Source organism: Trinickia sp. NRRL B-1857, assembly GCF_050470685.1.
GTDB lineage: Bacteria > Pseudomonadota > Gammaproteobacteria > Burkholderiales > Burkholderiaceae > Trinickia.
On record NZ_JBFLUK010000001.1, the window covers coordinates 743307 to 757161 of the forward strand.

Here is a 13855-nt window from a genome sequence, read left to right on the forward strand (position 1 = left end):
GCCGGGCTCGCAGGCCCACGCAACTCAGTGGGCAGCGCTGCTGCGGCGTGCTAGCGGATTGGAAATGAAGCGCACCACGTAGTCGGAAAGCGGTGCGTACGGAACGAGGCACAGGCACGACAGGCCGATGGTGGCGATTTTCTTCGCCACGCCCCAAAACGGGTTGGCGACGATCGAGTGCAAATAGTCGCTCGATTCGAACGCGAACCAACGCCAACGCACGATCAGCGGCGCGCCGTAGACCTCGCTGCAAAAAATGGCTTTTTCGTGCGAAAAATCATGAAACGCTTCAGGCAATTCGATCGAGAGCCGCTGACGTACGACGTATCGCAACGCGCCCCAGCGTGCCATATACGCCTTCGGGGCCTTCGTGTTCTTTTCGGAGTTCGCGAACGAAACGTCCTTCGGCGCGGATTTGTGAACCCGGTACGCACCTAACGACTGAGCGATGGAGGCAACTTGACCGACCAGCGCGACGCCGTAAATTGCGAAAAAATCCGCACCGTAACGGCCCTCGGACGTTTCGGGAATCGGGAAGAAACGGCGCAGCGCGCTCGTTTTGTAGGCGTTGCCCGAAGCCGGCGGCGATGGATAGAGCCAGCCTTGGCGCAGCAGCGTACCGCAATCGGACGGCGCATCCGAATGCGGCACTGTCACGCCCGTGGCCGTGCCGTCGCGCGAGATGACGTCGAGTCTGAACTGCACCTTCGCATAATCGCCGCCCTCGAAGCGACGCATGACCTCGGTCACCGCCGTCGGGTACAACAAGTCGTCGGCATCGAGCAGGATCAGATACTCGGTATCGACTTCGTCCAAGGCGCGGTTATAAGCCGACACCTGCCCGCCGTTCGGTTTCAGCACGGCACGGACCCGGGTGCCGTAACTCGCGATGATGTCGCGCGACCTGTCGGTCGAACCGTCGTCGACGACGAGCACGCGCGTCGCGGGATAGTCCTGCGCCAAGGCGGAATCGATGGCGTCGGCAAGAAACCGCTCGTAGTTATAGTTGCAGATCGCGATCGTGACGGACTTCATCGGCACGCAACTCCTTTTGGCAATCGTTCACTGAAAAATTCGTCCTCGGCAGCCGAGCTTGCTCGTCACGCTGCCTGCTCCCCTCGCCAAGCGGATGATTCGGCGACCCCGATGTGTTGCATTGCAGAATAAGCGACACGCATGGCAATCGCGGCAACCGGGCTAAAAACCCCGAGGTCTTGACCGATTAGGCGGACCGGCAATGCCCTATCGCGTCTTTGAGGGCAGCGTGACGATGCCGCACCAAAATTCGCGTATCGCATGCACCACGTGCCCGAATTTTTGAAAATCCACGGGTTTGGTCACGTAGCAATTGGCATAACCCGCATAAGTGCCCAGTACGTCCGACTCGGCGGTCGAAGTCGTCAAGATCACCACGGGGATGCATTGAAGCGAAGGGTCTCGTTTGATCTCGGCGAGCACTTCATGGCCGTTCTTACGAGGTAAGTTGAGATCGAGAATGATGAGGCCCGGTAGCCGGCTACCGGCATAAGCGCCCTCGTGACGCAGATATGCCAACGCCTCGACGCCGTCTTCGACCACGTGCAGCGGATTGAGTACGTCGTGGTACTCGAACGCTTCGCGCGTCATCATGACATCCGTGGGGCTATCTTCCACGAGCAAAATCTCGACCATCTCGCCGGCAAACGCGATCTCGGCAACCATGGCAGGTCTCCTTCGCAGGCGTACCCCATACCGCACGGGCATGCCTTTGCTTCGGATACTAGCAGACGGCCCCATTTACTCAAGGCGCGAAACGTTACAAACAGCCTGCACGTCTCATCCTCTCGAACCCCTCCATGGAATCGCTCAACATGCGTCCCCAAAAGTATTCATGACTCTCCGGGACGAAGCGCATCCGCCCGGCCCCCGGCGTGAACGTTAGTTCTCCGAAATACACTTGATCGCCCGTCGAATAGAGATCGACGCGCACGTAGGCGAAATCCTCGGCCAAGCGCGTCGCTACTCGCTCGATCTCGTTCCAGTTCGCGGGGCGCGGTACCGCGGCGTCGCTCGGGCGATAGCGTCCGAAGCGCACTTGCATGCGGCGCCACTGCTCGTCGTAGATGTCCCCGCGCGCATCGCCGAAGCGATCCGCGATGATCATCGTGTGAATCCGCGGTCCTTCGGGCCGGCCGCCGAATACGTGCACTTTCAAATCGGCTGGGATCTTGCCCGCGCCGTCGAGCAACAATTGCTCGAAATAGAGCCTCGGCTTGATGAAACGATAGTGCCGCTCGCGCAAGATGCGGTAGTAGTCGGTCGCCAGCCAGCGCTGCGCGAGCTCGCTTAGCGCCTCGAATGAGGTCTTCGATTTGTCGTGCACGACCTCGACGAATGCGCATCCATGATTGGCCTTCATCACGAACGACGTCGGCAACGCGTCGAAGACTTCGCGCGTAAAGGTCTCGGGCACTGCGATCAGCGGGATCAAATGCGCATCGCCGATTTTTTGTCTCACGTACTCGCGCACGGCAAGCTTATCGGTGAGCTCGACCCATCTTAGGTCGGGACGCAGGCATCGCAGCAAGATCATCTCGCTGTACGTCTTCGGCGGGTACAAACGCGCCCACCGTCCCATCTGCCGCCGGTGCTGAATCTGGACCACGGGGTAATCGGGCAAGAAGCGCTTCGCCGTGCGGGCAAGCACCTTCACGGCGCCATACAGCGGCGATCGACCCTGCGCTTGCGGCGCTACATGCAACGGCGGCGAGGGCGCAGCGCCGGGCTCCAATGGCGCCGCGCCGCTCGACTCCTGAAGCGCCGCAGCCTTGCCCCCGCCGGCATATAAGCGCTGTGTTGCGTCAACCTCATTCACGTCGGATCTCCTGTATTTATAGTAAATTGCCCCCGCTTCAACCGCCCCTCGGTCACGCCTTCGGCGACACCACAAGATAGGCAAGCTGAGCGGGCATTGCACCGACTCCGTCGTTCCCGGTTCGCGGGATCCGAAAATCGATCGACAAGGCGGCGCCATCGGACCTTGCCGAAATCGCGGCAGCGTCGCCCGTCAACGCATCCACCATCGTTACACCGAGATTGCCCGATTGGGCGCCGGGCCATCCATCGACGCGCACCGTTCTCGGCCCCGCGCTCGCCTTGACCTGAATGACAAGGTTCGCACCGGAGTGCAGCGCAAGCCCCGACGCGCCCGGACCGAATACGAGGCGGCCGTCGAAGGGAGCAAGCGCCGCGCCCGCTACCTGGTTCAACACCACGAGCGATCGACCGGAGACGTTATAGGTGCGCGGATTGCCACGATGCGTCAGGCGATACGGCTCGAATCCGTCCCAGTGATAAACCATCGATACGTACTTGTTCGGATCGTCCCATTCGTGATGGAGCGCCCAAACCGCGAACTTGAAAAAATACATCGGCAGGTAATGCGGGTCGCTCATATAGCGATCGCCGATTTCCGTCTGCCAGACACCGCGCGCGGGCCCGTTCGCGACATATCGTTCGAAGAGCGGCGTCAATGCATCGACGCCAAGGTAATGCGTGTCGAGATAGTCGACCCAATCGAGCATGCGCGCCCCCACCGCGGGGCTGCGATATTCGAGCCATTGCATATACGTCTCGAGGCCGCCCTGATCGGGCCAGCCGCCGTAGACGACATAGCCGCCGTACTTGCGCACGATGCGGGCGGCCGGCACGTGCACGCGCTCGACGTAGTCTTGCATCGCTCGGTCGTACGGCTTCGCCTGATCGGCGTGAGCGCTGAAGTTCTTGCCGTGCCAGAACGTCGCCTGCGCCGCCCCTCCGGACAATCGGCCGGCGGCCTCGTTCCAAATTTGAAAATACCGCACGTTATAGGGTGGCGCGCTGTAAGTACGCACCACCGCTTCGACATAGCGCGTCCAGACGCTTTCGTCTTTCGGTGCCGACCGCGTGTCCCCGGGGACGCTCGCATTCCACTTGGGCGTGTACCCGAGCAGCAACAGCGAGCCGATCCCGTTGCGCTTGTTCTGCACGATGACAGGCGGCAGATCGTGATCGAACGCCGCGCCCGTCTTGTCGACTTCGACCGGATCGTCGGGGGTGTTGCGCTGTCCGGGTCCAACCGAATCGCGCCCCCAACTGATCCCCATCGCGTGCCACATGGCGACGTCGGCCGGCGTTATCGGCCAACCGTTCGCACCGATCAACTGCGCCATCCGGCGCGCGCCGCCGAGCGCACGCGCGGCGCGCGCACCCGCGGTACCCGCGCTCGATGCCACGCCCGTCGCCGCCATAGCGGCGAGCAATGCCCTGCGCCGACGCGAAAATCCAAACGCTTCCGTCATGCAATACGCTCTTCGTTCATGGGCGCGCTACGCGGCTGATCGAACGGCGATCGCTGTCTCGGTTTCATACGTCTCCCCTCTCAGGATCTTGGTCAATTCCCGCGCCGAGCGGTCCCAACTTTGTGCGTGCGCGTGCCGCAAGCCCAATTGCTTATAGCTCGCGCGCAACGCATCGTCGGTCAACATGCGTTCGATCTTTTGCGCGATGTCGTCGACCGATTCGGCATCGCAATGCATCGCCGCGTCGCCGCATGCCTCGACCAACGCCGGGTGGCGCGACACGATCGCCGGGCACCCGCAGAACATCGCTTCGAGAGGCGGCAAACCGAATCCTTCGTACAACGAAGGAAACGCGAGGCAAGCGGCATGCTCGTAAAGCGCCTTCAGTTCGCCATCCGAGACATAGCCCGCCCGCACGATCTGCGGGTTCTCGGCGCTCGCCTCCGCGGCGAGACCGGACGAACCCGACTGTGCGAAGACACGCGTATTGGCACCGCCCACGACGACGAACTTCACGTCGCGCAGATGACCGAGCTTGCCGAGCGCGGCCAGCACGCGCGCGAGGTTCTTACGCGGATCGAGGCTGCCCACGATCACGCAATACTTCACGCCGGACAATCCCAACCGCTCGACGATCGCCGGCTCCGCGGCAATACGCTCGAAATGGTCCGCGCCCGGACGAACGACGCGCACCCGCGATTCGTCCACGCCGAGCAGCGAGCATATCCGGGCTTTCGAGAAGTTCGATACCGTCAACAAGATCGGGGCGTAGCGAATCAGCATCGAAAACTTGATGCGATACCACGTCCGGAACAGCCATGAGAAGGTGTGAGGCGTATCGTAGACGGCCATGTCGTGAACCATGACGACATGGCGCCGTTTGAAGACCGGGCCGCTGTTGCACAAACTGAGCAGCAGCTCGCCGCGCGTGGCGAGCGGCAATGCGATTTGCTCCCACAGATCGCCCTTGAGCCACGGCACCGGCCGCAGCCGATCGATCGGCGAGGCCGAATCGATCGCATTCTGGGGAACGGCTACCTCGATCTCGTCCGTCGCCGTTTGATTGGACCGGACAGCGCGCATCAGCTCGTAAGCCACGCGCTGAACGCCGGTCAGGCGTTGCGCCGTGAACTTGCCGTTGACCACGAGATGCATAGTGTTCCTAAGTGATTGTCTGTCGCGCAAGCGCGCGCATGCGGCCGTCAAACTCACGCTTGCGCGTCGAACACCGGCTCGGTGTCGTCGCCCGTGCCGTAGTACCCGTAGTAGCGGTGGCTGCGAGTCGGCGGAATGGCGTTGAACACCGCGCCCGCCACCCGGGCCTCCGAGCGCTCGAGTTTTCTGACCGTCTCGGCGATTTCCTCCTCGCTTTGCATACCCGAGCGCAACACGAGCACCGTTGCCCCGGCATCGCCTGCGATGATCGCGGCATCGGTCACGACAAGGAACGGCGGCGTATCGACGATCACAAGGTCGTACTCTTGGGAGAACTGCTGCAAGATCCCGCGGAAGTTCTGGCGCATCAAGAGCGCGGCGGGATTCGTGATGCGGCTGCCGCACGACATCAGCGTCAGCCCTTCCACGCTCGTACGGCGCAGCGCCTCATGCGGCTGCATGGCCCCCTTCAGGACTTCGGAGAGCCCGCCTCGATTCGGTTGGCCGAAGAAGTAGGCAAGATGGCCGTTACGCATGTCGGCATCGATCAACAGCACGCGCGCACCCACTTCCGCATGCAGCACGGCCATGTTCGCAGCGACGAAGCTCTTGCCGGCCGACGGCGTCGGTCCCGCCATCATCACGATGTTGTTCGGCGCGTGCGCCAGATCGAGCGAGAGCGCGGTGCGCACGCTGCGCAGCGCTTCGATCGTAGGGTCGTCCGGATAGCGATCGGCCAAGACTTTCGATACCCCGGCTCCCGGTGGGGCCGTGTGCGCAGCGACCGGTGCCTGGTGCCCGAGGCGTGCCGGCGTCCCCGTTGCACTACGCGAGGCCAGCGAGCGCCGTTGCAGCGCGCCGATTTCCTGATCCAAGCGCATTTGCTGCTGGCTATAAAACACTTCGCCCATCAACGGCACGCCCAGGCGCGCTTCGACGAATAGCGGATCGGTGACGCCCATCATCACATGACGGCGCACGAACACCGACATGGTTCCGAGCAACAGGCCCAGCACCGCACCGCCCGGCAAAATCAGCAGCGGTTCGGGCTTCACGGGCTTGAACGGCACTTCGGCTTCATCGACGATGTGCGCGCCGCCGGTCGTGCTCGCGCGACGCACCGACAACTCCTCGGCCTTTTGCGTCATGCCGAGGTAGACCGCTTCGGCCACTTTCGCATTGCGCGCGAGATCGGCGTTCTTGCGCTCGGAGGCCGGCATGGCGGTGAAGCGCGCATTGAACTGATCTTTCTGCGATTGCAACTGACTCAGTTGCTGATCGATGTTACGCACCCACCGGCTGTCGGGCGTGTATTTGTCGAGCAACTGCGTCCGCTGAATTTGCAGATCCGCGATGCGCCGATCGAAGTCGATGCCGCCTTGCAAATAAGCTTGCGCTTCGGTCGTCGGCTGCATGGACTGCGCCGAGGTTTGATACGAAGCTTGTGCTTGCTCGGCTTGCTCGAGTTCGGCGTGCAGGCGCGGCAGCTCTTTGTTGATGAAAGCGAGCGTTGCCGTGTCGTTGCGCTGGCGGGCGGCCACGGCCGTCGCCATATATTGCTGCGAGATCGCGTTGGCGACTTCGGCAGCCATGCCCGGGTGCGAATCGGTATAGGCGATTTGCACGAGGCCCGTGTCTTTCACCTTGTCGCTAACTTTCAGATCCTTGCTGAAGCGCTTGATCGCATCGAGCATCGCCCAGTGCTTGACGCCGAACTGGGTGCCCGGCCGCGCCACGAGCTGCGTGACTTGAATCGCGACGCCGTTGCTCGAACGCGCGAGCTCGCCCACTTTCCCGGTCAAGATCGCACCGCCGGGGCCCGCCAATTCGTAGCGGCCGCCTTCGAGCGCGGTCAATGTCAGATCGCGCTCCTCGAGCGAGGGCGGCACGGCCAACTGGCCGACATGGATCTGCTCGCCGCCCCATGCGTAAGAGCGCATGCCGAACCAAGCGGCCGCAGGCTGTCCGGGCGTGGCAAGCCGATTCACGAGGGTGCCGATGACCGGCAGCGTTTTGGGGGTGATCGTTACGTCGAACCGATATTTTTCGATGATCGGCTCGAGCACCGAGCGACTTTGCATCACGGCCATTTCAGCCGACGGAGACGGCGCCGGCGGCGCGTATTGCTGGCCCTGCTGTCCGTTCAAGGAGGAGAGCCCGAGTGCATTCGGTTCGGTTTGGTCGACGCGCACGAGGACATCCGCCTCGTACACGGGCGTAGCGAGAAATACGTAGGCAAGCGCCAACGCGGTTACGAATAATGCGACACCCAGCACCTCGAAGATGTGGTCGCGCAAAAGCCTCAAGATGTCACGTGCCGACATTTGGCTGCGTTCGCCGCTTGTTTGCACGTAAAGAGAATTTAGAGCCAAATCATTCACTGGCGTCGTCCTCGAAAATGTAGCGTTGTCAGGATCGCGTCCGCCTTTATTGCGCCTTTTGTTGCGTGCCGCCCTGCTGGTTGCGCACGGCATCCTCCAGCATCTCGAGCACGAGCTTCAGATCGGAGACGAGGATCGCGCAGGACTTCAGGCCCAGCACTTCCGCCGTCGCGATCGAATTTCGGACATGCTCCAACGCAGCGTCGTAAACGTTCATGGATCGAGTTCAAAAACGGTTGCTACGTATGCTCCGCCGGCAAACGCGTCGCGGCCGCTCGCAAAAAAATCGCTCGCGGCCGCGCCGTTCAGTTCGCGCGTCCGTAGACGTCCTCGAAACGGACGATGTCGTCCTCTCCGAGGTAGGCACCCGACTGAACTTCGATGAGCTCAAGGGGTACCTTCCCCGGGTTCTCGAGCCGGTGCTTGACGCCGAGCGGGATATACGTCGATTGGTTTTCGCCGAGTAGGAATTGCTCTTCGCCGCGTGTCACGAGCGCCGTACCGCGCACGACGATCCAATGCTCGGCACGATGATGATGAAGCTGCAACGAGAGCTGCGCGCCCGCCTCGACAACGATGTGCTTGACCTGGAAACGCTCGCCCTTGTCGATGGAGTCGTAGCAGCCCCATGGACGCTGCACCTTGCGGTGCGCATCGACTTCGGGACCTTGCTGGTCCGCGATACGCCCGACGATACGTTTGACGTCCTGCACACGCGAACGATCGACGACGAGCACCGCATCGGCCGTTTCCACGACGACGAGATCGGATACGCCCACGCACGTTACGAGCCGGCTTTCGGCGCGCACGTAGCACGAGTTCGCGTCTTCCATTAGCACACGACCGGATGCGACGTTGCCGTTCTCGTCTTTACCGAGCGCGTCCCACACCGAATCCCAGGAGCCGAGGTCGGACCATTCGGCATCGAGCGGCACCACCACGCCCTCGACGTCTCCGCCGCGCGCGAGGTTTTCCATAACGGCGTAGTCGATAGAATCGGACGGCACGTCGGCGAACAGCTGCTCGTGCGGCTTGAAACCTCCGGCCCCGTCTTGCCCGCCCTCGTAGGCGGCCGAGCAGGCGGCGAAGGTTTCAGGTTGCATCTGCTGCAAGGTCGAGAGCCAAACGCTCGCGCGCACCACGAAAATGCCGCTGTTCCAGAAATACTTGCCGGAGGCCAAGTAAGAACGCGCCACTTCGATCGGAGGTTTCTCGACGAAACGCGCAATCTTGCGTGCGGTACCGTCCACTTCGTCGCCCGGTTCGATGTAGCCGTAGCCGGTTTCGGCGCGCGTCGGACGAATACCGAGCGTCACGATCGCGCCGCGCTCCGCGTGACGCGAAGCCACCGCGACGGCGCGCTGGAACGCCGCCACATCCGCGATCATGTGATCGGCGGGCATGACGACGAGCACGGCATCGCCGCCATCCTCGAGCGCATGTAGCGCGGCCAGCGACAGCGCCGGCGCCGTGTTGCGCCCGCTCGGCTCGATGATGAAGCGCGCACGAATGCCGAGTTGCTCCAACTGCTGCGCACTAACGGCGCGATGTTCGGCGCCGCACACGATGATCGGCGACTCGTCGATCGCGAGCTCGACATCGGCGAGCCGCTGAAGTCGCCTGACCGTCATTTGCAGCAACGATCCCGCCCCGAGCACGTCGACGAGCTGCTTCGGGAAATGCTTGCGCGAGAGCGGCCAAAGCCGCGTACCCGAGCCGCCCGCGAGCACGACGGCCCGCGTTCGCAGCGCCGACTGCGCGGCCAGCGTATGCGGTGCGCGCAACTTCGTCGCCACACCGTTCATACGTGGTCTTTCTCTCGTTTCAACAGGAGTACTCATCAGCTTGTTCTCCTAGTGGGTCCATGAGCATGAAGTGCGGCGACGGCGCGCAAAAATGGCCCGACCCACCGCTTGGGTTCATGTTGCTGTGAAGCATAGCCAGACATGCTGATGCGCATTCCCGATGGTCGCAAAAGCCCGATGTGTTGACCGATTTAGTTGAGTGTCGACAAACATTACATTAGCCCGAACGCTTAACATCGGTAAATGGCAGATCGATGCAATTATGCGAATCGACAATCTTTCCGATTAATAGCCGACATTTTTTACCGAGCTCGGCCGCACAAGGCCTTCAGGCCTATCTCCCCGCCCACCGAGGAGGTGCATGAAAAAAATCCGCGTTTGTAAAAATTTATAACAAAAATATAAAAAATACTACGACGCATATATTTTCGAGACACGACCACCGGCGCCAAATACACGTCGATTTCGGCCAGCTTTTTCTACAAAAATCGACATGGCATCATGATGATTACGATGATGCACCGCAACACCCTATGTGTGTTCACCATGCGGAGGAAAGCTTCGTGGATCGCGCCACTGTACTTACTTCACCGCACGTCATGCGGCGAGAGATGACCTCGCTGGCCGACGCGCGCCATATCGGGATCCTCATCTTCGACGGTCACTGCCTGTTCACGACGGGTGTGATCAGCGAGGTCTTTCAATTGGCCAACGCACTGATGCGCTTTTCCAGCGGTCAGCCGCCGTATCGCGTGTCGTTGCTGTCCAAGCTTGGAGGTCCCGTGACCAGTTCCTCGTCGATCGCCGTAATGACTCAGCGGCTCGATGCGTATTCGGTCGGGGATTTTCATGCGTTATACGTCGCCAGTAACGACGTGCGTGTGACATCCGGCTTCGACGTCCAGCTCGCTCGCTGGCTGTCGGGGTCGAACGCGCCGGCACATGCGGCCGCGGCCGGAGCGCGCCATGCGTCCGCCTTCGGTGTCGATATCGCCGCACACGTGCGCCCTAGCGTGCCCGTCTTCTGGATCGGTTCCGGTTCGATGCCCGCATGGGCACTGAACCAAAAGGCCGCGCAAATGGCATTGACACAGATTGCGTCCGATCACGGCGAAGATATGTCGCTTCGGATCGCCAGCAGCCTGCCGCCGTCCGTCGGCGAGGTCGTCAAGACGCGCAGCGAAACGCCGAGTCTGAACACCACCGTCGACAAGATTCATGAGTCGACGCGCTGGATGCGAGAAAACTTCGGCAGCGACATTTCCGTTTCGGATGCGGCCGCCGTCGCCGCGATGAGCGTGCGCAACTACCTGAGGCGCTTCAAGAGCGAGTTCGGCGTCACGCCGCTCGAGTACCTGATGCAGCTTCGATTCGAGGCGATCTGCGCGATGCTCGTGGGCACCAAGCTGCCCGTCGACAAAATCGCGAGACGCTGCGGGATGGGCAACGGCGATCGCCTCGGGCGACTGTTCCGTAAACGCTACGGCGTATCGCCCACCATCTATCGCAAGCATGCGTTGAGTCAGTAGCGCGCGCTTTTCGCGTCGCGACGCGCTGATCGCTGCAAGGCGATCACCGACGATCACAGGTTGGGAGTGAACAAATGCGTGGACTGCAAGACCTATGGGCGCGGGTATTCGACGTCGGCATGATCGTGCTAGGCGCCCTGATCGCATCGCAACTGCGATTCGAAGACGTTGCCGACGGGCGCCTGTATTGGGCTTTCGTCGCCTTTTCCGCCACTTTGTCGCTACTCGTATTTCCGACGTTCGGCGTCTACGAGTCGTGGCGCGGCCGCTCGAAACGAGCGCTGATCCGCCAAGTCGCGTTTGCCTGGGCGCTCGTTCAGGTGGGCGATATGGCGCTGATGTTCTCGCTGCATATGGTCAACCTCGTCTCGCGCCTGTGGTTCGGGTATTGGTCCTTGCTGTCGGGCGTCGCGATGATCGGCGGCCGGCTTTGGATGCACGCACTGCTCGCCCGCATGCGCACGGCTGGCATGAACTTGCACCAAGTCGCCATCGCCGGCTGCGGCAGCCATTGCGACGACATCATCCGCAAAATCGAAATCGCGCCCACCACGGGTTTTCGTGCCACGGCGATCTATAACGTCAATCCCGGCGCCGCGCCGCTCGCGCATCCCGAGATTCCGGTCTTCGACGATCATGAAGCGTTCGCTGCATTCGTGCGCGAGCACGATCTCGACGAGGTGTGGCTCGCCCTGCCGTTGACGGAGGAAGCCGCGATCCTCAAGCTCGTGAACGAATTCCGCAACGACCTCGTCAACATCCGTTTCATGCCGGACGTGCGTACCCTCTCGCTCTTCGAGGGCAGCGTGACGAATCTATTAGGACTGCCGACGATCAATTTGATCGCGTCCCCGGTTCCGCCGAGCGCACTGATCAAGAAAGACTTGTTCGATCGGCTCTTCGCCGCCGCCGCACTGCTGGCGCTTGCGCCGGTGATGATCGCGATTGCGATCGCGGTGAAGCTGAGCTCGTCGGGCCCCGTCTTTTTCAAACAACGTCGTAAGGGCGTGGACGGCCGTGTCTTCACGATCTACAAATTCCGTTCGATGCGCGTGCATGTACAAAAGGCCGGCGTGCTCGAGCAAGCCAAGCGAGGCGATCCGCGCGTCACGCGCGTGGGCGCATTCCTTCGCCGTACCAGCCTAGATGAGCTTCCACAATTCATCAACGTGCTGCGCGGCGAGATGTCGGTCGTCGGGCCGCGTCCACACGCGATTGAGCACGACAACCTTTATCAGCCGATCGTTCAGGGTTACATCCATCGCTACCGCATCAAACCGGGCATCACGGGCTGGGCGCAAGTGAACGGCTTTCGGGGTGAAACGGAACGTGTGGAAAAGATGGAGCAGCGCGTCGCCCACGATCTTTATTACCTGCGCAACTGGTCGTTCCGGCTCGATATGCGGATCATCCTTGCGACGATCTTCAAGGGCCTGCGCCACACGAACGCTTATTGATGCATGGAGTGCCAAACAATGAAAATGACACTACAACAGCTTGCCCCGACCGGTAATACGACGCGCGCACGCGCCGCCAAGAGCTGCACGACGGCGCTCGCCGTGCTCTCGACGTTGCTCGCCGCATGCTCGGTGGTCCCGGGCCAGCATATGGAGACACCGCCGAGCCTGCCCATTTCGTCGACGTCCGACGGCACCGTGCGCGATGCCGAGCAGGTGCCCATCGTGCCGATCGACCTCAACCTGATCAAGCAATTGAACGCCGGCGGCGGCCAGATGCAGGTCGCCAGCCAGCTCGACTTGTTCGCGAAGCCGGGCCCCTACAAGCTCGGACCGGGAGACGTCCTGCAAATTACGGTGTGGGACCATCCCGAACTCGCCGCGGCGCTTGGCCAGCAAGTGCAAAACAACAAGACGACCGATCCGACGCAAGGCTTCGTGATCGACGATCAAGGCAATCTGACCTTTCCGTATCTGTCGCATCCGATCCATGCCGCCGGCAAGACCATCGGAGAAGTTCAGCGCCAGGTCAGAGCCGATTTGGGCAGGGAATTCCGCGAACCGCAGGTAACGGTGCGGGTGGCGTCCTACCGTTCGGCACAAGTGTACGTGGACGGCGAGGTGCGCAACCCCGGCGGCGAAGCGATCAACGATATTCCGATGACGCTGACCGAGGCGGTCAACCGCGCCGGCGGCTTTACGGCCAACGCCGACCGTTCGCATCTGACGCTCACGCGCAACGGCACGTCCTATCCGATCAACCTCTCGTTGATGACGGCCAACGGCAAGAACCCGCAGGAGATTTTGCTCCAGCCCGGCGATATGCTGCGCGTGACCTCGCGCGATCAGAATCAAGCGTACGTGATGGGCGAAGTCAATAAGCCGATCGCCGCCACGCCGACGACCGACGGCCTGCTTACGCTCAGCGATGCGCTGAGCCAAGCCGGCTTCATCAACCAGGGAACGGCGAATCCGCGGCAGCTCTATGTAATCCGCGAAGAGAACGGCAAGCCGCTCGTATACCACTTGGACTCGGCCTCGCCCGTTTCGATGCTGCTGGCCAATCAATTCGACCTGCAACCGAAGGACGTCGTCTACGTGGATAACGGCCCGCTTGTACGCTTCAACCGCGTGTTGAGCTTGCTGTTGCCTGCGATCAATGCCGGTCTGACGGCGGCAATCGTTACCAAGTAAGTCGAGGGCGGACGC

At 61.7% G+C, this 13855-nt stretch carries 11 protein-coding genes; 3 read left to right on the top strand and 8 right to left on the bottom strand.

The window, feature by feature from the left end; all coding sequences use genetic code 11:
- Nucleotides 1-24: 24 nt before the first annotated feature.
- From AB1286_RS03345 to AB1286_RS03380, 8 genes are all read right to left on the bottom strand, one after another.
- Nucleotides 25-1035 (bottom strand): glycosyltransferase family 2 protein, encoded by a 1011-nt coding sequence (locus AB1286_RS03345; protein ID WP_430361927.1) that lies wholly within the window; start codon nucleotides 1033-1035, stop codon nucleotides 25-27.
- Nucleotides 1036-1242: 207 nt separating this feature from the next.
- A complete protein-coding gene (locus AB1286_RS03350; RefSeq protein ID WP_430361928.1) occupies nucleotides 1243-1701 on the bottom strand; it encodes a response regulator in 459 nt (152 codons plus the stop codon).
- Nucleotides 1702-1795: 94 nt separating this feature from the next.
- Nucleotides 1796-2854 (bottom strand): ATP-grasp fold amidoligase family protein, encoded by a 1059-nt coding sequence (locus AB1286_RS03355; protein ID WP_430361929.1) that lies wholly within the window; start codon nucleotides 2852-2854, stop codon nucleotides 1796-1798.
- 52 nt (nucleotides 2855-2906) lie between these two features.
- Complete coding sequence (locus AB1286_RS03360) at nucleotides 2907-4319, bottom strand: hypothetical protein (protein ID WP_430361930.1); 1413 nt, start codon at nucleotides 4317-4319, stop codon at nucleotides 2907-2909.
- 27 nt (nucleotides 4320-4346) lie between these two features.
- Nucleotides 4347-5474, bottom strand: a complete 1128-nt coding sequence (locus AB1286_RS03365) for a glycosyltransferase family 4 protein (protein WP_430361931.1) — start codon at nucleotides 5472-5474, stop codon at nucleotides 4347-4349.
- A 53-nt stretch (nucleotides 5475-5527) separates the two neighbouring features.
- Entirely contained in the window at nucleotides 5528-7798 is a 2271-nt protein-coding gene (locus tag AB1286_RS03370; RefSeq protein WP_430361932.1) for a polysaccharide biosynthesis tyrosine autokinase, read from the bottom strand.
- Between the two features lie 103 nt (nucleotides 7799-7901).
- Nucleotides 7902-8072, bottom strand: coding sequence for a hypothetical protein (locus AB1286_RS03375; RefSeq protein ID WP_430361933.1), 171 nt, complete (start codon nucleotides 8070-8072; stop codon nucleotides 7902-7904).
- A gap of 88 nt (nucleotides 8073-8160) precedes the next feature.
- Nucleotides 8161-9660, bottom strand: coding sequence for a mannose-1-phosphate guanylyltransferase/mannose-6-phosphate isomerase (locus AB1286_RS03380; protein WP_430364974.1), 1500 nt, complete (start codon nucleotides 9658-9660; stop codon nucleotides 8161-8163).
- A gap of 563 nt (nucleotides 9661-10223) precedes the next feature.
- On the opposite strand from AB1286_RS03380, the gene AB1286_RS03385 reads away from it, so the two are divergent.
- The 3 genes from AB1286_RS03385 (at nucleotide 10224) to AB1286_RS03395 (ending at nucleotide 13840) form a co-directional block, all read left to right on the top strand.
- Nucleotides 10224-11189 carry a helix-turn-helix domain-containing protein gene (locus AB1286_RS03385; protein WP_430361934.1) on the top strand — a complete coding sequence of 322 codons (966 nt, stop codon included), beginning with the start codon at nucleotides 10224-10226 and terminating at the stop codon, nucleotides 11187-11189.
- 74 nt (nucleotides 11190-11263) lie between these two features.
- Nucleotides 11264-12646, top strand: coding sequence for an undecaprenyl-phosphate glucose phosphotransferase (locus AB1286_RS03390; RefSeq protein WP_430361935.1), 1383 nt, complete (start codon nucleotides 11264-11266; stop codon nucleotides 12644-12646).
- Nucleotides 12647-12664: 18 nt separating this feature from the next.
- Entirely contained in the window at nucleotides 12665-13840 is a 1176-nt protein-coding gene (locus AB1286_RS03395; protein WP_430361936.1) for a polysaccharide biosynthesis/export family protein, read from the top strand.
- The last annotated feature ends 15 nt before the right edge of the window (nucleotides 13841-13855 follow it).